General features: G+C 72.7%; 15 protein-coding genes and 1 tRNA gene. 11 read left to right on the top strand and 5 right to left on the bottom strand.

Going from position 1 to position 18,034, the window contains the following annotated elements; translation table 11 throughout:
* Position 1 precedes the first annotated feature (1 nt).
* Complete coding sequence (locus tag AQJ58_RS15070) at positions 2 to 2,314, bottom strand: SCO7613 C-terminal domain-containing membrane protein (RefSeq protein ID WP_234360055.1); 2,313 nt, start codon at positions 2,312 to 2,314, stop codon at positions 2 to 4.
* 101 nt (positions 2,315 to 2,415) lie between these two features.
* On the opposite strand from AQJ58_RS15070, the gene AQJ58_RS15065 reads away from it, so the two are divergent.
* Together AQJ58_RS15065 and AQJ58_RS15060 are read left to right on the top strand one after the other, a co-directional pair.
* On the top strand, positions 2,416 to 2,862 hold the full coding sequence (locus tag AQJ58_RS15065; RefSeq protein WP_067250127.1) for an SRPBCC family protein: 447 nt from the start codon (positions 2,416 to 2,418) through the stop codon (positions 2,860 to 2,862).
* A gap of 39 nt (positions 2,863 to 2,901) precedes the next feature.
* Positions 2,902 to 2,973, top strand: a tRNA-Val gene (locus AQJ58_RS15060).
* A 77-nt stretch (positions 2,974 to 3,050) separates the two neighbouring features.
* Here the strand turns inward: AQJ58_RS15060 and AQJ58_RS15055 are convergent.
* Positions 3,051 to 3,776 (bottom strand): 3'-5' exonuclease, encoded by a 726-nt coding sequence (locus tag AQJ58_RS15055; RefSeq protein ID WP_067250125.1) that lies wholly within the window; start codon positions 3,774 to 3,776, stop codon positions 3,051 to 3,053.
* 215 nt (positions 3,777 to 3,991) lie between these two features.
* On the opposite strand from AQJ58_RS15055, the gene AQJ58_RS15050 reads away from it, so the two are divergent.
* The 3 genes from AQJ58_RS15050 to thrS all read left to right on the top strand — a co-directional run bounded on the left by AQJ58_RS15050 (position 3,992) and on the right by thrS (position 7,881).
* Positions 3,992 to 4,558 carry a DUF4365 domain-containing protein gene (locus AQJ58_RS15050; RefSeq protein WP_055633424.1) on the top strand — a complete coding sequence of 189 codons (567 nt, stop codon included), beginning with the start codon at positions 3,992 to 3,994 and terminating at the stop codon, positions 4,556 to 4,558.
* Positions 4,555 to 5,781, top strand: coding sequence for a hypothetical protein (locus AQJ58_RS15045; protein WP_067250122.1), 1,227 nt, complete (start codon positions 4,555 to 4,557; stop codon positions 5,779 to 5,781). The genes AQJ58_RS15050 and AQJ58_RS15045 overlap by 4 nt, the downstream gene beginning before the upstream one ends.
* A 123-nt stretch (positions 5,782 to 5,904) precedes the next feature.
* Positions 5,905 to 7,881, top strand: a complete 1,977-nt coding sequence (thrS, locus tag AQJ58_RS15040; protein WP_067250120.1) for a threonine--tRNA ligase — start codon at positions 5,905 to 5,907, stop codon at positions 7,879 to 7,881.
* Between the two features lie 28 nt (positions 7,882 to 7,909).
* Here thrS and AQJ58_RS15035 read toward each other — a convergent pair whose 3' ends face one another.
* A complete protein-coding gene (locus tag AQJ58_RS15035) occupies positions 7,910 to 8,578 on the bottom strand; it encodes a potassium channel family protein (protein ID WP_067250117.1) in 669 nt (222 codons plus the stop codon).
* A 67-nt stretch (positions 8,579 to 8,645) separates the two neighbouring features.
* Here AQJ58_RS15035 and AQJ58_RS15030 point away from each other — a divergent pair, with 67 nt between their 5' ends.
* On the top strand, positions 8,646 to 9,203 hold the full coding sequence (locus AQJ58_RS15030; protein WP_067250116.1) for an HIT family protein: 558 nt from the start codon (positions 8,646 to 8,648) through the stop codon (positions 9,201 to 9,203).
* Between the two features lie 40 nt (positions 9,204 to 9,243).
* Here the strand turns inward: AQJ58_RS15030 and AQJ58_RS15025 are convergent, their stop codons facing one another.
* Positions 9,244 to 10,896, bottom strand: a complete 1,653-nt coding sequence (locus tag AQJ58_RS15025) for a hypothetical protein (RefSeq protein ID WP_067250113.1) — start codon at positions 10,894 to 10,896, stop codon at positions 9,244 to 9,246.
* A 186-nt stretch (positions 10,897 to 11,082) separates the two neighbouring features.
* Positions 11,083 to 13,278, bottom strand: coding sequence for an elongation factor G-like protein EF-G2 (locus tag AQJ58_RS15020; RefSeq protein ID WP_067250111.1), 2,196 nt, complete (start codon positions 13,276 to 13,278; stop codon positions 11,083 to 11,085).
* A gap of 292 nt (positions 13,279 to 13,570) precedes the next feature.
* Between AQJ58_RS15020 and pgsA the strand changes: the two genes are divergently transcribed.
* The 5 genes from pgsA to pdxS all read left to right on the top strand — a co-directional run bounded on the left by pgsA (position 13,571) and on the right by pdxS (position 18,032).
* On the top strand, positions 13,571 to 14,302 hold the full coding sequence (gene pgsA / locus AQJ58_RS15015) for a phosphatidylinositol phosphate synthase (RefSeq protein WP_067250108.1): 732 nt from the start codon (positions 13,571 to 13,573) through the stop codon (positions 14,300 to 14,302).
* Positions 14,299 to 15,219, top strand: a complete 921-nt coding sequence (locus tag AQJ58_RS15010) for a phosphatidylinositol mannoside acyltransferase (RefSeq protein WP_067250106.1) — start codon at positions 14,299 to 14,301, stop codon at positions 15,217 to 15,219. The genes pgsA and AQJ58_RS15010 overlap by 4 nt, the downstream gene beginning before the upstream one ends.
* Positions 15,216 to 16,388, top strand: a complete 1,173-nt coding sequence (locus AQJ58_RS15005) for a glycosyltransferase family 4 protein (RefSeq protein ID WP_067250103.1) — start codon at positions 15,216 to 15,218, stop codon at positions 16,386 to 16,388. Before AQJ58_RS15010 ends, AQJ58_RS15005 begins: the two co-directional genes overlap by 4 nt.
* 67 nt (positions 16,389 to 16,455) lie before the next feature.
* Entirely contained in the window at positions 16,456 to 16,998 is a 543-nt protein-coding gene (locus tag AQJ58_RS15000) for a LemA family protein (RefSeq protein ID WP_067250101.1), read from the top strand.
* Positions 16,999 to 17,126: 128 nt separating this feature from the next.
* Positions 17,127 to 18,032, top strand: a complete 906-nt coding sequence (gene pdxS, locus AQJ58_RS14995; protein WP_067250098.1) for a pyridoxal 5'-phosphate synthase lyase subunit PdxS — start codon at positions 17,127 to 17,129, stop codon at positions 18,030 to 18,032.
* Positions 18,033 to 18,034: the final 2 nt, after the last annotated feature.

Here is an 18,034-nt window from a genome sequence, read left to right as displayed (position 1 = left end):
CTCAGTGCATCCGCCCCAGCACCTCCCGCACCTTCCGGACGTTCCGCAGCCGCTGCTCGTACGTCGCCCCGAGGGCGAGCAGCAGCAGTCCGGCCAGGGCGGGAGGCACCCAGCGGGGGAGCGCGTCGGCGGCCTGGACGAGATACGGGGCGAGTTCGTGCAGCGCGTCCAGGACCAGCACCGAGCCGCCCAGCACCAGGAGCGACTGGAGCCGGTGGCGGGCGCCCAGCAGGGTGACCAGCAGCGCGGCCGCGCCCAGCAGCAGAGGCCGCGTCCACTCCGGGTCGCTCCAGGCCGCGGCCAGGCTCGGCACGAGGGTGGCCGCGAGTCCGGGGCCGTACGCCGTCCAGGACGACGCCTCGGGGTCCCGGAGCCGGCGCAGGACGCCCACCAGCAGCGCGGGGGCCGTGACCGGCAGGGTGTACGCCTCCGGGACGCCGACGCGCCAGGCCGACAGGCGCACCCAGGCGGCCAGTACGAAGAGGACCACGGCCGCGTACCCGACACGGCGCCGGTCCGCACGCACGGCCGTGCCCGCGGCGATCACCGCGCACAGGGACAGCACCAGGGCGAGCAAGGGCAGGTCGGGGAGCGCCAGGCCGACGGCGACCAGGCCCGCCACGGCACCCGTGATCTCCACCGCGAGCGTGGTGGCGGGGTCGGCGGTGCGGGGCGCCAGCAGGGCCGCCGTCGCCGGGACCGCCAGGACCAGCAGGGCGATGTGCTCGGGGCGCCACCCGGCCGAGGCACCCACCGCGCAGGCCAGCGCCGTGGCGTAGCCGAGGGAGGCGGCGGCCGGCACCGGGCCGGCCCGTCCGCGCAGGGCGGCCGCCGCGAAGAGGGCGGTCAGCGAGGCAAGGACGGTCAGGGTGGCGGGCTCGGCGGCCAGGGACAGCAGGCCGAGGCTGAGCGAGGTCGCCGCGGCGAGACCGGCGGCCGTCGGCGTGCCCCGCCACAGGAGGGCCGCGACCAGCATCCCGAGCAGCGGCAGACCTGCCGCGTAGGGCAGTTCGAGCGCGGCCGGGAGGGCGATCGCCGCCGCCCACGCCGGCACGAGCGCGCAGGCACGCCACCGCGCGTCGCCGCGGACCGCGAGCAGCGCGGCGACCACGCCCAGGACCAGGGGAGCGGTGGCCGCGTGCGGCGGCCAGAACGCGTCGACCGTGACGGCCGTCCGCGCGTCCTTCGGCGCTCCCGCCCAGACACGGCCCAGCCACGCGGCCGGCCCCAGCAGCGCGACACCCGCCGCGGGCACCGCCCACAGCACGGCGCCGTCCTGCACGGCGTACGAGGCCAGCGCGAGCCCCCGGTGGACCGGCGCCGTGCCCCGGGCGACCGCGAGCAGCGCGATCCCGCAGGCCAGGCACGCGGGCACGACCCACGCGCCGGGCAGCGACACCCGCAGCACACTGCCGGCCGCGGCGACCAGGCACAGTCCGGCCGCCGTCGCCGTGCCCACGGCCGGCCCGGTCACCGGTGCGTACCGTGCGACACCCAGCGCGATCGCCGCCGCGAGCAGGAGGAGCGCCGCCGCACGGGCGGCGGCGGCCGGACCGGACGCGTCCAGCGCGAGCAGGGCGGACGCGAGCACACCGCAGCCGCCCACGGCGAGCGCGCACACCGGCGCGACCCGCCGCAGGGGGCGCGTCGACACCCGCAGCGCGACCACGGCGTCGCCCGCAGCCGTCAGCAGCAGCGCCGCCGTCACCGCGTACGTCCCGCCGTCCGCCGCCACCACCCAGAGGGGCAGCGGGAGTTGGCCGGCCAGGAGGGCGGCCGGACGGGGCAGCCGCAGCCCGCCGAGGGCCGTGCCGTACGCCGCCCAGAGCGCCACGAGCACCGTGGAGGCCAGAGCCGTGTACGTGACGCCGTCCGCCGTCGCGAACGCGGCCTCGTACAGCGCGTAGGCGTCCAGGACGGTGAGGGCGAGGCCGAGCCCCGCGACCGACTCGGCGGTCGAGCGCAGCCCGCGCCGCAGCAGCGCCACCGGCGCGCCCAGCACGGCCAGGGTGACCGCGCCCAGCACCAGGGAGCGGCCCGTGATGCCCAGATGACCCCAGCTGACCAGGGTGAACACCATCGCCGCCACGGTGAGCAGCACGCCGCCGAGCAGCAGCAGGACGTTCTGCACACCGGGTGCGGTGGCCTCCGGGCGGGGGGACGGGGACGGCGGGACGGGCAACGGCCGTACCGGCTGGAGCACGGAGACCAGCCAGGCCCGTCGGGCCAGCAACTGGGCGCGCCGGGCGTCCAGTCGGTACAGCTCGGCGTCGAGGATCCGTAGTTCCTCGGCCGGGGGCGGAAGGGACGTCATGCCAGGAGTGTGGGGCGCGTCACTTCCGCACGGCATGCGTGCGGGTACTCAGAACGTACTCAAATGCCGTCCCGCGGGCCCCGTACCGGCACACTCACCCCATGGACCGGACCCGCTACCGCTTCCTCAGCCTGTGGGCCCTGCCCGCGCCGCCCGCCGCCGTGTACGCCGCGCTGGAACGGATCGAGGACTATCCGCACTGGTGGCGCCAGGTCCGCGAGGTGAACCGGCTCGACGGCGCCACCGGGATCATCCGCATCCGCTCGTTCCTGCCGTACGACATCACCTTCACCGCGCGCGAGACGCGCCGCGACCCGGTGGCGGGCCTTCTGGAGATCGCGGTCTCCGGCGACATCGAGGGCTGGGCCCGCTGGACGCTCACCGCGGGCGGCCCCGGCACCCTCGCCCGCTACGAGCAGGTGGTAGAGGTGCACAAGCCGCTGCTGAGACGGTTCGCCCTGCCCGGCCGCCCGCTGTTTCGGGCCAATCACCGGCTGATGATGCGGGCCGGGCGGCGCGCACTGGCCGCCCGTCTGGAAGCGGTTTGAAGGAAGCGTCCGGGGACCTGTATTGTTCAGTGCGTTCCCGGGCGATTAGCTCAGTGGGAGAGCGCTTCGTTCACACCGAAGAGGTCACTGGTTCGAACCCAGTATCGCCCACCGGGAAAGAGCCGGTCCGCCTGTCGCGGACCGGCTCTTCGCGTATCCGCCCGCCCAGGGGGTGCAACACCCCCTGACTAGGCCGCTGCCGGCAGCTCCGGGCGGACCGGCCAGGACGTGTCCACCGTCTCCGGGTTCCCGCTGCGCGCGAACCACGCCTGCAGACCGCGCGCCTGCGCCGCGAACCACGTCGTCTGCAGCGCGTGCAGCTCCGCGGGGGAGAGCCGCTCCAGCCGCGCCGCGAAGCGCCGGCCCACGGCCCGCACGACCTCCAGCGCGGCCAGCGCGTCCGCCGCCGCGTCATGCGCGTCGGCCAGCGACACGCCGTAGTGCCCGCACAGGTCGGTCAGCGTGCGCCGGCCCTTGCGGTAGCGGTCCAGGTGCTTGTCCAGCACCCGGGGGTCCAGCACCCGCAGCGGCGCCGGTTCCAGCCAGTGCCCGAGCGACGAGGCCCGGTGCCGGCGCAGCTCGCGGTCCAGCAGGGTCAGATCGAACGGCGCGTTCATCACGACCAACGGCCGTCCCGCCGCCGCCTGTTCGGCGAGCAGCTCGGCTATCTCGAACATCACCGGCGCCGGCCAGCGGCCGTTGCGCTGGAGATGGTCGTCCGTCAGCCCGTGCACCGCCGTCGCCTCGGCGGGCACCGGCACGCCCGGGTTCACCAGCCAGCGGGTCACCCGCGGCCGTGCCCCCGGCGCGTCCTGGACGACGAGGGCGGCCGACACTATCCGGTCGGCCTCCACGTCGACGCCCGTCGTCTCCGTGTCGAATGCGGCCAGCGGGCCCTCGTACCAGTACGACATACCAACACAACCCCTCGTTCACCCACGGCAGCTGACGCACCGTCTTCTGCCCGTTTGGTGATACCCGGGCTGTTTGCGCCGTACGCCGGAAGGACACAACAGGAGTACGGGTCTTTGCAGTTCAGCGGCCCGCGGCGGGATTCTCACCGGGGTCCACCCGGCATGTCGTTCGGCCCGTTTCCGGGCATCTCTCTTGTCGTGGAAGGCAGTTGGTCATGGCGATAGCGCAGCCCGAGCGGGGCGGGCTGCTGCCCGAACAGACGGGCCCCCATCGCGGCACACTCGCCACCACCGCCTGCATGGAGACACTGCAGGTCGGGTACTTGCACGCGGTCGCGGCGGCCGCCGGCTGCTCGCTGTCCCAGCCGTTCCCGGACAACGGCATCGACTGGCACGTCAGTCACAGCGCACCCGGGCACACCGTGGACGACGAGGTCACCATCAAGGTGCAGCTCAAGGCCACTTACCAGATACCGCCCGGTCCGCCGGGCCGGTTCTTCTCCTTCACCCTCGACAACGACCACCTGCGCAAGCTCGCCCGCACCCCGGTGTCGGTGCACAAGATCCTGGTCGTGATGATCGTGCCCCGCTCGCAGGACCAGTGGCTGCGCGCCGGGCACGACCGCCTCGACCTGCGGCACTGCTGCTACTGGGTCAACCTGGCCGGCCACCCGATCACCGGGCGGACCCGGACCACCGTGCGGATACCGACCTCACGCATCTTCGACGACCGGGCCCTGTGCGAGATCATGACGCGGGTCGGGACGGGAGGCAGACCATGACCCACCGGCCCCTCGACGAGCCTCTGAGGGCGGTACGCCCGCACCCGGAGGTCTGCTGGGACCGGGCCCCCGAGCCCGGCGAGGTCGACCCGGCCGTCCTCGGCGCCCTGCTGCGCAGGCACGGCTGGCAGCGGCGCGGCGGCGCCGCCGGACGCTACGGCCGCTGGACCCCACCCGGGCCCGGCGCGAGCGGCACGAGTCTCCTCGTGCCCGAGAGCCGGGCCTTCCCCGACAGCGACGACCTGCTGGGCGAGGCCCTCCAGGCGCTCGCCCGCAGCGGCACGCCCTCCGCGCGCGAGGTGCTCGTCGCCCTCGCCGTGCCCAGCGACGAGATCCGCTGGTGGCGCGACACCCCGCACGGACCCGCCGGGGCCGCGCCCTGGACGGTCGAGGAACAACTGCGCGGCGCCGCCCGCCAGATGCTCCTCGCCGGCGCGCTCGCCACCCGCGCGCGGGCCGGCTACTACGGCGCCCGGCACCGCAGGGCCGCCTCCGCGCTGCTCGACCAGGTCCTGGTCGGCTCCGGGACGGGCGGCCGGCGGCTGACCGCCTTCGTGCCGGCCGCCTCGATCCGTCCGCTCGCCGTCCGCCTCCACCAGGCCCTCTACGCCGTCCGCGAGGCCATCGACTACCAGCGGGCCACCGGCGGCATGGACGCCTTCGACGGCGCCGTGGAGGCCGGTGCGAGCCGTGAGCTCACCGACGCGCTGATCGCCCTCGTCCGCGGCACCGAGGGCGCCCGGGTCGGGGTGGAGTGGTCACCGGCCGCCGGAGTGCCCGAGGACTGCGCCGCCACCGACGAGCCCGTCGAGTTCTCGCCCGGCGACCTGCCCGTGCTGCGCGAGGCCGGCGCCCGCTATCTGCGCGAGGAACCCGCCGTGTCCGTGCGGATCACCGGCACCGTGGTCCGGCTGCGCAGGTCGGGGCCGCGCGGCGAGGGCAGCGTACGGCTGCGGGTGCTCGCCGGCGCCGAGATCCCCCACGTCCGGATCACCCTCGACGAGGAGGACTACCGCACCGCCGGACAGGCCCACCTCGTCGGCCTGCCGGTGCGGGTGCAGGGGCGGCTGGAGAGCCGGGGCGGCTTCCGCCGGCTCACCGGTGCCTGCGGCGTCGTACCCGTCCAGGTCGACGACGCCGAACGGGACCGGCTGATGAAGTCCCTCCAGGAGCATCTCGACTTCTTCGAGGAGGCGTGCGGCGGGGAGTACGACGGGGACTGAGGCCGGTGCGGGCCGCGGGGCCCGGTATCTGTTTCGCGGTCGGCGGCTGCGGGTCGGTACGATCCCACTCATGCGCGCGCTCCCGGTATGGCGCCGCACCCCACCTGCAGTCAGGAGAGACCGGTGTCAGACGTCCGTGTGATCATCCAACGCGATTCCGAGCGGGAAGAGCGCACGGTGACGACGGGCACCACTGCCGCCGACCTCTTCGCCGGCGAGCGTTCCGTCATCGCCGCGCGCGTGGGCGGCGAGCTCAGGGACCTGTCGTACACGCTCTCCGACGGCGAGGAGGTCGAGGGCGTCGAGATCTCCTCCGAGGACGGCCTGAACATCCTGCGCCACTCCACCGCGCACGTCATGGCCCAGGCCGTGCAGGAGATCTTCCCCGAGGCCAAGCTCGGCATCGGCCCGCCGGTCAAGGACGGCTTCTACTACGACTTCGACGTCGAGAAGCCGTTCACGCCCGAGGACCTCAAGGCCGTCGAGAAGAAGATGCAGGAGATCCAGCGGCGCGGCCAGCGCTTCGCCCGCCGGGTCGTCACCGACGAGGCCGCCCGCGAGGAGCTCGCGGACGAGCCGTACAAGCTGGAGCTGATCGGCCTCAAGGGCTCCGCCTCCTCCGACGACGGCGCGGACGTCGAGGTCGGCGCCGGTGAGCTGACGATCTACGACAACCTCGACGCCAAGACCGGCGAGCTGTGCTGGAAGGACCTCTGCCGCGGTCCCCACCTGCCCTCCACCCGCCTCATCCCGGCGTTCAAGCTGATGCGCAACGCGGCCGCCTACTGGCGCGGCAGCGAGAAGAACCCCATGCTCCAGCGCATCTACGGCACCGCCTGGCCGTCCAAGGACGAGCTGAAGGCGTACCTCGACTTCCTCGCCGAGGCCGAGAAGCGCGACCACCGCAAGCTGGGCGCCGAACTCGACCTGTTCTCCATCCCCGAGCAGATCGGCTCCGGCCTCGCCGTCTTCCACCCCAAGGGCGGCATCGTCCGCCGGGTGATGGAGGACTACTCGCGCCGCCGCCACGAGGAGGAGGGCTACGAGTTCGTCTACACCCCGCACGCGACGAAGGGGAAGCTCTTCGAGACGTCCGGGCACCTGGACTGGTACGCCGACGGCATGTACCCGCCCATGCAGCTCGACGAGGGCGTGGACTACTACCTCAAGCCCATGAACTGCCCGATGCACAACCTGATCTTCGACGCGCGGGGCCGCTCCTACCGCGAGCTGCCGTTGCGCCTGTTCGAGTTCGGGACCGTGTACCGGTACGAGAAGTCGGGCGTGGTGCACGGCCTCACGCGCGCGCGGGGCTTCACCCAGGACGACGCGCACATCTACTGCACGCGTGAGCAGATGTCGGAGGAGCTCGACAAGACGCTCACCTTCGTCCTCGGCCTGCTGCGCGACTACGGCCTGACCGACTTCTACCTGGAGCTGTCCACCAAGGACCCGGAGAAGTTCGTCGGCTCCGACGAGGTCTGGGAGGAGGCCACCGAGACCCTCCGCCAGGTCGCCGAGAAGCAGGGCCTGCCTCTGGTGCCCGACCCGGGCGGCGCCGCGTTCTACGGCCCGAAGATCTCCGTGCAGACCAAGGACGCCATCGGCCGCACCTGGCAGATGTCGACCATCCAGCTCGACTTCAACCTGCCCGAGCGCTTCGACCTGGAGTACACCGGCCCCGACGGCGCCAAGCAGCGCCCGGTGATGATCCACCGCGCCCTGTTCGGCTCCATCGAGCGCTTCTTCGCCGTGCTCCTGGAGCACTACGCGGGCGCCTTCCCGGCCTGGCTGGCGCCGGTCCAGGCGCTCGGCATCCCGATCGGCGACGGGCACGTGGAGTACCTGGAGAAGTTCGCCGCGGCCGCCCGCAAGCAGGGGCTGCGCGTCGAGGTCGACTCCTCCTCCGACCGGATGCAGAAGAAGATCCGCAACGCCCAGAAGCAGAAGGTGCCCTTCATGGTCATCGCGGGCGACGAGGACATGTCGAACGGCTCGGTGTCCTTCCGCTACCGCGACGGCTCGCAGGAGAACGGCATCCCGTTCGACGAGGCCATCGCGAAGATCGCGAAGGTCGTCGAGGAGCGCGCGCAGGTCTGATCCGGCCGGACGCGGGCCCCCGGGGAGTTCAGCTCCCCGGGGGCCTCTCGTCGTCCGGGCGCTCCCCCTCCAGCGCGAACACCTGGACCAGCCACGACGCGAACGAGCCCGTCACCGCGCCCAGCAGCGCGAGCCCGCACGCCATGAGGCCCACCGCGATCGCCCGGCCGCCGGGCGTGACCGGGACGACATCGCCGTAGCCGACCGTGGTCAGCGTCGCGCAGGCCCACCACAGCGCGTCTCCGAAGCTGTGCATCTCGGTGCCCGGCGCCCCCCGCTCCCGGTCGTAGACGGCGAGCGAGCACGCGAAGCCGAGCAGCACCGTCGTCAGCCCGGCATACGTGATCACGCGCGCGTACAGCGACAGGCGGGGCTCCCCGTGCCGGTGCTGGACGACCTCGTACACCTTGACCACCCGCAGCGGGCGCAGCAGGGGCAGCACGACGACCACCGTGTCCAGCTTGTGCGTGGGGACGAACCGCAGCCCCTGTCCGCTGAGCCGCCAGCGCACCCCGTAGTCGGCGGCGAACAGGGCCCAGGTGAAGGAGAGCACCGCCTTGCACAGGTCCCGCCAGACGCCCGGCAGCCCCTGGGCGAGGACCAGGACCGCGTACATGGCGAGGAACAGCAGCGACGCGAAGGCGAGGGGGATCTCGGTGCGCTGCTCCCAGCGGGCCTGACGGCTGACTTCGTCCATCGGCCCAGCTTCGCCTGCCGGGCTTTTCCCGCAACCCCGGCGACACGCCGCGAACGGGCGAAGCCATATGCTGCCTTGCATGACGAGTGAGCCGGAGCAGCAGATCGGAGTGGGGACGCAGGACGCGTTCCAGCGCCTGTGGACGCCCCACCGGATGGCCTACATCCAGGGTGAGAACAAGCCGACCGGCCCGGGGGCCGGCGACGGCTGCCCGTTCTGCTCGATCCCGGCGAAATCCGACGAGGACGGGCTGATCGTCAAACGCGGCGAGCACGTCTACGCGGTGCTCAACCTCTACCCGTACAACGGCGGCCACCTGATGACCGTCCCCTACCGGCACGTCGCCGACTACACCGAGCTGACCGGACCGGAGACCGTCGAGCTGGCCGAGCTGACCAAGCAGGCGATGACGGCCCTGCGGAACGCGTCCGGCGCACACGGCTTCAACATCGGCATGAACCAGGGGACCGTGGCGGGTGCGGGCATCGCCGCCCATCTCCACCAGCACCTCGTGCCCCGCTGGGGCGGGGACACGAACTTCATGCCCGTGGTCGGCCACACGCGCGTCCTGCCGCAGCTGCTGGCGGACACCCGGAAGATGCTGGCCGACGCCTGGCCCCTGTGACGGTGAGCGCCGTACGGGGGCCGCGGCCCCCGTACGGCGCTCACGCGTCGTACGTGTCGGCCTTGCGCGGGGACACTTCCTGCACGCCGCCGCTCAGCACCGACGAGCGCGAGCTGAACTTCTCCAGGTCCACGTCGTGCTCCTTGAGGACCCGGAACGCGGCCCGGTGCACCGCGCGCAGCACCGGCGTGGCCGTGCGCAGCGCGTCGTCGGCCATGAAGCGGTGCCGCCAGGGCTGGTCGGCCCAGGCGTGCCGCAGGCCGAACGGCTCGGGCAGGCCGATCGAGCCGCCGAGCCACTTCAGCAGCGGCGGGTACCAGCTGATCGTGGCCCGCGCGGCCAGCCGGACCACCTCGTCGGTGGTGACGAGGGGCAGCTTGACCGTCCGCGTCTCCCAGAAGCGGACGGTCTTGGCGACCTCCTTGGTGGGGGCCTCCGGCTTGCTGCCGAACAGACCGTTGACCGGGCCCAGCGCATGGCCGGTCACCTCGATGCGCAGGGTCTCCTTGAGCACGGTCACGGTGACCATCATGGTGAGCACCAGGTCGCCGTTGTACAGATGGGGCCACTGGACGCCCAGGTAGTGCCGGTCGCCGCCGTCGAACTGATTGGCGTTGCAGATGTCCTCCACGGCCCTCGGCTTGACCTGGTAGGCCTCGACGTCGGTCCCCTCGGGCCGGGTGACCTCCTTGGCGCCCTCGCCGACATGCGTGACGATCCAGTGCCGCACCTGCGGCTCGGGGAAGCCACCGGTCTTCAGCCGCTGGCGGTGCAGCACGGTCAGTTCCTCGTGGATGGCCCGGACGACCGTCCAGCTGCGGAACTCGTGGACGCCCTTCACGGGGTCGACCGGTGTCAGCTCCTCCGCCAGGGACCACGCGCCCCAGCGGGTGCCCATGCCGAGTATGCCCTTGGGGCCGGCGTAGAAGACCGAGTTGGACTGCTGCTCGGCGCTGAGCCGGGCCAGGGACTGGCGCAGCTGCTCGGCCGCGGCCTGGTCGGGGCTGGTCGGCACCGCCTCGGGGACCTTCGCGCCGATGCTGCCGCCGGACAGCAGCCCGCCCCAGCGCTCGCGCAGGTCCACCGCCGTGCGCTCGCAGACCCTCTTGGCCAGGAACCAGCCGGCCACCGGGGCCACGACGCAGCCGCGGGTGTACCACCCCCAGAAGCCGGTGAACGGCATCCGGACCAGGAAGATCACGGCGAGGGCGGCGACCGCGACGAGCAGACCGGTGCCGAGTCCGGAGATCCGCTTGTTGTCCGTCTTCGCCATCCCGGCCCGCAGCTGGAAGACGAGCAGCCACACCAGCAGTCCGGGCAGGAAGAGCACCCCGCACAGCAGCATGATGCCGGTCAGCGTGATGTCGCGCTGGCGGCGGATGCGGGAGGCCGCGAGGCAGTGCTCGACGACGACCTGGGGCTCGCTGCCGAAGGACTGGATCAGCGGCTTGCGGCCGACGCCCAGCATGCGGTCGATCACCGCCTGGGAGTACGCCTCACCGAAGTTCGGCCGGAAGATCTTCGCCCACTTGCGGCCCTCGTTGACCGTCGACTGGTGCCATTCGTTGTCGGCCTTCTTGATCTCCTCCATCGGGGTGTCCCGGTACGCCGCCGAGGCGAGCGCGAGCGTCGGGCCCTGCCCCGCTCCGCCCGTCCGGGGCACCTGTGGCCCGAAGAAGTCCTCCACGGTCATTCCCGCCCCCACTCGCCGCGATCCCGCTCCTGCGGCCTTCCCGACTTCCGTACTCCGCACACCTGTTGATCAGGTCATCAGCGTATCCCCAGCCACCGACATCCGTCGGCGGACGACCGAAGCCGCCCGCCGAACCGGAGGAACACCTTCCCCTCTGTTCACTTGAGACTGACGCAGCCTCAACCGCTAACCGGCCGCCGCCTGTTGCCGGACCTTCTCGGCCACCTGCGCGGGCATCGGCTCGTGACGGGCGTACGCGCGGTGGAAGCGCGCCGTGCCGTGCGACAGCGAGCGCAGATCCACCGCGTACCGGCCGATCTCGATCTCGGGCACCTCGGCCCGCACGAGGGTGCGCCCGCCGGCCGTCTGCTCGGTGCCCAGGACCCGCCCGCGGCGCCCCGACAGATCGCTCATCACCGCGCCCACGTAGTCGTCCCCGACCAGCACGCTCACCTCGGCGACCGGCTCCAGCAGATGGATCCGCGCGTCGGCGGCCGCCTCGCGCAGCGCCAGCGCGCCCGCCGTCTGGAACGCGGCGTCGGAGGAGTCCACCGAATGCGCCTTCCCGTCGAGCAGCGTGATCCGCACGTCGACCAGCGGATGCCCGCCCACGACCCCCTTGGCCGCCTGCGCCCGCACGCCCTTCTCCACCGACGGGATGAACTGCCGCGGTACCGCGCCCCCGACGACCTTGTCCACGAACTCGATGCCCGCCCCGCCCGGCAGCGGCTCCACCTCGATCTCGCAGATCGCGTACTGCCCGTGCCCGCCGGACTGCTTCACGTGCCGCCCGCGCCCGGCCGACCGGTCGGCGAACGTCTCCCGCAGGGAGACCCGGTGCGGTACGACGTCCACCTGGACGCCGTAGCGGGCGCGCAGCCGCTCCAGGGCCACGTCCGCGTGCGCCTCGCCCAGGCACCACAGCACCACCTGGTGCGTGTCCTGGTTCTGCTCCAGGCGCATCGTCGGGTCCTCGGCGACCAGCCGGGCCAGGCCCTGCGAGAGCTTGTCCTCGTCGGGCTTGCTGTGCGCCTGGATGGCGAGCGGCAGCAGCGGGTCGGGCATCTGCCAGGGCTCCATCAGGAGCGGGTCGTCCTTCGCGGAGAGGGTGTCACCGGTCTCCGCGCGGCTGAGTTTCGCCACGCACGCGAGGTCGCCCGCGATGGCGTGCGTCAGCGCCCGCTGCTGCTTGCCGAACGGCGCGGACAGGGCACCGACGCGCTCGTCGACGTCGTGGTCCTCGTGCCCGCGGTCGGCCATGCCGTGCCCCGAGACGTGCACCGTCTCGTCGGGGCGCAGGGTGCCGGAGAAGACCCGCACCAGCGAGACCCGGCCGACGTAGGGGTCGGACGAGGTCTTCACCACCTCCGCGACCAGCGGCCCGGCGGGGTCGCACGGCGTCAGCTCGCGCGGCCTGCCGTCGACCGTGGTCACCTGGGGCGCCTCGCGCTCCAGGGGCGTGGGGAAGCCCCTGGTGATCAGCTCCAGCAGCTCGACCGTGCCGATCCCCTGCCGGGCGCCTTCGGCGGCGGGAGCGGCCGCCAGGACCGGGAAGAACGTGCCGCGCGCCACGGCCCGCTCCAGGTCCTCGATCAGCGTCTTGACGTCGACCTGCTCACCGCCGAGATAGCGGTCCATGAGGGTCTCGTCCTCGCTCTCGGCGATGATCCCCTCGATCAGCCGGTTGCGGGCCTCCTCCAGCTCCGCCAGCAGGTCCTCGCCCGGTTCGGACTCCTTGCGCTCGCCCGAGGAGTAGTCGAACAGCTTGCGCGAGAGCAGCCCGGTCAGCCCGGTCACGGGCGCGTGCCCGTCGGGCGCCTGCGGGCCGTGCAGCGGCAGGTACAGCGGGAGCACGGCGTCCGGGTCGTCGCCGCCGAACGCCTGGGCCAGCAGCGGGGTCAGCTCCTTGAAGTCCGCGCGGGCGGCCTCCAGGTGCGTGACGACGATGGCGCGCGGCATGCCGACCGCCGCGCACTCCTCCCACACCATGCGGGTCGAGCCGTCCACGCCGTCCGAGGCCGAGACGACGAAGAGGGCCGCGTCCGCGGCGCGCAGACCGGCCCTGAGTTCCCCGACGAAGTCGGCGTATCCGGGGGTGTCCAACAGGTTGATCTTGATGCCGTCCCACTCGACGGGCACCAGGGAGAGCTGTACCGAACGCTGCTGCCGGTGCTCGATCTCGTCGTAGTCCGAGAGGGTGCCGCCGTCCTCCACGCGGCCCGCCCGGTTCACCGCTCCCGCCGTCAGCGCGAGAGCCTCCACCAATGTCGTCTTGCCCGATCCGGAGTGGCCGACCAGCACCACATTCCGTACGGACGCGGGATGGTCGGCCGCCGTAGCCCTGCCGGCGGCTCCGGGGTGGGTGTGTGCCTTGTCGCCCATTTCTTGCCTCCCGTGCACGGTGAGGTCCTTGGGGGCGCGGGCACGACGGCCCCGCGTGCGATGGCGGCTCCGGCGACGCCCGCGGTCCTTCGAGCTTTCCACTCCCGTCACCCCGCGTCCATACGGCGGACCGCAACCCGGCGGGACGGCCGCGACCGGGCCGTGACCCGGATGCCGTCGTGCTGTGACACTGGGTGCGGGTGCCCGTCCGTCGCACACACACGCGCGTGACTACGATGGGCCAGCCGGTGGCCAGCAGGGGCCGCGCGGCCAACCGAACCTCGGGAAGGCCATGCTGAACAAGTACGCGCGTGCGTTCTTCACGCGTGTCCTCACGCCGTTCGCCGCGTTTCTGATCAGGCGGGGCGTCAGCCCCGACACGGTCACGCTGATCGGCACCGCCGGTGTGGTCGCGGGAGCGCTGGTCTTCTACCCCAGGGGAGAGTTCTTCTGGGGCACGGTCGTGATCACGCTCTTCGTGTTCTCCGACCTCGTCGACGGCAACATGGCCCGCCAGCTCGGCCGGTCCAGCCGCTGGGGCGCCTTCCTGGACTCCACCCTCGACCGCGTGGCCGACGGCGCGATCTTCGGCGGCTTCGCCCTCTGGTACGCGGGCCATGGCGACGACAACGTCCTGTGCGCCGTCTCGATCTTCTGTCTGGCCAGCGGCCAGGTGGTGTCGTACACCAAGGCCCGTGGCGAATCGATCGGCCTGCCGGTCGCCGTCAACGGGCTCGTCGAGCGGGCCGAGCGCCTGGTGGTCTCGCTGGTCGCGGCCGGGCTCGCGGGCCTGCACGCGTTCGGTGTGCCGGGCATCCAGTACCTGCTGCCCGTCGCCCTGTGGATCGTGGCCGTCGGCAGCCTGGTCACGCTGATCCAGCGGGTCGTCACGGTCCGGCGGGAGTCGGCCGAGGCGGAGGCCGCGGCGGCCACGGAGACCACCCAGGTCACGGTCACGGACACCGCGGAGACCACGCAGGGCGCCGACCCCACACAGACCCGGGGGAGCGAGGCCGCGAAGTGAGCCCCCAGGAGCGGCTGACCGACGCGCTGTACGGTCTCGGCTGGAGCAGCGTGAAGAAGCTCCCCGAGCCGGCCGCGGTACGCCTCGGGCAGACCGTCGCCGACCTGGCCTGGCGCAGGCGCGGCAAGGGCGTACGGCGACTGGAGAGCAACTACGCGCGCGTGGTGCCGGACGCGAGCCCCGAGCGGCTCGCCGAGCTCTCGCGCGCGGGCATGCGCTCGTACCTGCGCTACTGGATGGAGTCGTTCCGGCTGCCCGCGTGGAGCGAGGCGCGGATCAGGGCCGGCTTCGCCCCCAAGGACGTCCACCACCTCACCGACGGCATCGCCTCCGACCGGGGCGTCATCCTCGCCCTGCCCCACATGGCGAACTGGGACCTCGCCGGCGCCTGGGTCACCACCGAGCTCCGGACCCCGTTCACCACGGTCGCCGAACGTCTCAAGCCGGAGTCCCTGTACGACCGTTTCGTCGCCTATCGGGAGGGCCTCGGCATGGAGGTCCTGCCGCACAGCGGCGGCAGCGCCTTCGGCACCCTGGCCCGGCGGCTGCGCGACGGCGGGCTGGTCTGTCTGGTCGCCGAGCGCGACCTGTCCGCCTCGGGCGTCGCGGTGGACTTCTTCGGCGACACCGCGACGATGCCCGCGGGCCCGGCCCTGCTCGCCCAGCAGACCGACGCCCTGCTGCTCCCCGTCACGCTCTGGTACGACGACTCGCCCGTCATGCAGGGCCGCGTCCATCCCCCGATCGAGGTACCCCGGTCAGGTACCCGGGCCGAGAAGACGTCTGTCATGACACAGGCCCTGGCAGACGCCTTCGCCTCGGGCATCGCCGACCATCCGGAGGACTGGCACATGCTTCAGCGGTTGTGGCGCGCGGATCTCGACCCCGCGCGTCCCGGTCCCGGGGGGACCGCGTGAGGATCGGCATCGTCTGCCCGTACTCCTGGGACGTGCCGGGCGGCGTCCAGTTCCACATCCGCGACCTCGCCGAGTACTTCATCCGGCTCGGCCACGAGGTGTCCGTCCTCGCCCCGGCGGACGACGACACCCCGCTGCCGCCGTACGTCGTCTCGGCCGGCCGCGCGGTCCCGGTGCCGTACAACGGCTCGGTGGCCCGGCTCAACTTCGGCTTCCTCAGCGCCGCGCGCGTACGCCGCTGGCTGCACGACGGCTCCTTCGACGTCATCCACATCCACGAGCCGACGTCCCCCTCCCTCGGCCTGCTGACCTGCTGGGCGGCCCAGGGCCCCATCGTGGCGACCTTCCACACCTCCAACCCGCGCTCACGCGCGATGATCGCCGCGTACGCCATCCTCCAGGCCGCCCTGGAGAAGATCAGCGCGCGGATCGCGGTCAGCGAGTACGCCCGCCGCACGCTGGTGGAGCATCTCGGCGGGGACGCGGTCGTCATCCCCAACGGCGTCGACGTCGACTTCTTCGCCCAGGCCGAACCCAAGGCCGAGTGGCAGGGCGGGACGATCGGCTTCGTCGGCCGGATCGACGAGCCCCGCAAGGGCCTGCCGGTGCTGATGAAGGCGCTGCCGAGGATCTTCGCCGAGCGGCCCGGTACCCGGCTGCTGGTCGCCGGCCGCGGCGACGCGCAGGAGGCGGTGGCCGACCTCCCGAAGGAACTGCGCGCGCGCGTGGAGTTCCTCGGCATGGTCAGCGACGAGGACAAGGCCCGCTTCCTGCGCAGCGTCGACCTGTACGTCGCCCCCAACACCGGCGGCGAGAGCTTCGGCATCATCCTCGTCGAGGCCATGTCGGCCGGTGCCCCCGTCCTCGCCTCCGACCTGGACGCCTTCGCCCAGGTCCTCGACCAGGGCGCGGCGGGCGAGCTGTTCGCCAACGAGGACGCGGACGCGCTGGCCGAGGCGGCCGTACGGCTCCTGGGCGACCCGCAGCGCCGCGCCGAGCTGAGGGAGCGGGGCAGCGCCCACGTCCGCCGCTTCGACTGGTCGACCGTCGGCGCGGACATCCTGTCGGTGTACGAGACGGTCACCGCGGGCGCGGCGGCGGTGGCCGCCACCGACGACGACCGAAGCGGCCCGGGCCTCAGGGCCCGCCTGGGCCTGGCCCGCGACTGATCGCCCGGGGTGTCGGCGCGCGACCGTGCGGACGGTGCCCGAGGGGGTGCCGATAGCCTTGCCGACCGTGACCGCAACCCTCATCTGGGCCCTCGTCGTCCTCGTCGCGATCGGCCTGTACCTGAGCTGGACGGCGGGCCGCCTGGACCGCCTGCACTCCCGCATCGACGCCGCGCGCGCGGCGCTCGACGCACAGCTGCTCCGCCGGGCGTCCGTCGCCCAGGAGCTGGCCACCTCGGGGGTCCTCGACCCGGCCGCCTCGATCGTGCTGTACGAGGCGGCGCACGGCGCACGGCAGGCGGAGGAGGAGCAACGGGAGGTCGCCGAGAGCGAGCTGAGCCAGGCCCTGAGGGCCGTCTTCGCGGACGCCCAGCAGGTGGAGGCGGTGCGCGAGGCGCCCGGCGGAGAGGCGGCGACCCATGAGCTGACCGAGGCCGTGCGCCGGGTCCCCATGGCCCGCCGCTTCCACAACGACGCCGTCGGGGCCGCCCGCCGCCTGCGCGAGCACCGCAAGGTCCGCTGGTTCCGGCTGGCCGGCCACGCCCCGTTCCCGATGGCCTTCGAGATGGACGACGAGGCGCCCGCCGCCCTCGCCGACCGGGCGGCCTGACGCGGTCCTCGACGCGTCCGGGCCGAAAACGATCCACCGCCTTCCCATTGGCCCTTGCTGCGGACTGTTCCCCTCCCGTTTCCTCGGTGATTGCACAATCCCCTCTTCCCTTTCCAGTGAGGTCACCCGTGTCCACCACCGAGAACCAGGCTCCCGAGACCGGCACCGCGCGCGTGAAGCGCGGCATGGCCGAGCAGCTCAAGGGCGGCGTGATCATGGACGTCGTCACGCCGGAGCAGGCGAAGATCGCCGAGGACGCGGGCGCCGTCGCCGTCATGGCCCTGGAGCGGGTCCCGGCCGACATCCGCAAGGACGGCGGCGTGGCCCGGATGTCAGACCCCGACATGATCGAGGGCATCATCGAGGCCGTCTCGATCCCGGTCATGGCCAAGTCCCGCATCGGCCACTTCGTCGAGGCCCAGGTCCTTCAGTCTCTCGGCGTCGACTACATCGACGAGTCCGAGGTCCTCACCCCGGCCGACGAGGTCAACCACTCCGACAAGTGGGCCTTCACCACCCCGTTCGTCTGCGGCGCCACCAACCTGGGCGAGGCCCTGCGCCGGATCGCCGAGGGCGCCGCGATGATCCGCTCCAAGGGCGAGGCCGGCACCGGCAACGTCGTCGAGGCGGTCCGCCACCTGCGCCAGATCAAGAACGAGATCGCCCGGCTGCGCGGCTACGACAACAACGAGCTGTACGCCGCCGCCAAGGAGCTGCGCGCCCCGTACGAGCTGGTCAAGGAGGTCGCCGAGCTCGGCAAGCTCCCGGTCGTGCTGTTCTCCGCCGGTGGCGTGGCCACCCCCGCCGACGCCGCGCTGATGCGCCAGCTCGGCGCCGAGGGCGTCTTCGTCGGCTCCGGCATCTTCAAGTCCGGTGACCCGGCCAAGCGCGCCGCCGCCATCGTGAAGGCCACCACCTTCTACGACGACCCGAAGATCATCGCGGACGCGTCCCGCAACCTGGGCGAGGCCATGGTCGGCATCAACTGCGACACCCTCCCCGAGGCCGAGCGCTACGCCAACCGCGGCTGGTAGTC

It is taken from the genome of Streptomyces sp. DSM 15324 (assembly GCF_001514285.1).
In the GTDB taxonomy this organism is placed as follows: domain Bacteria; phylum Actinomycetota; class Actinomycetes; order Streptomycetales; family Streptomycetaceae; genus Streptomyces.
Note: the sequence above shows the minus strand (reverse complement) of the source record. Positions and strands in the feature narration are given on the sequence as shown.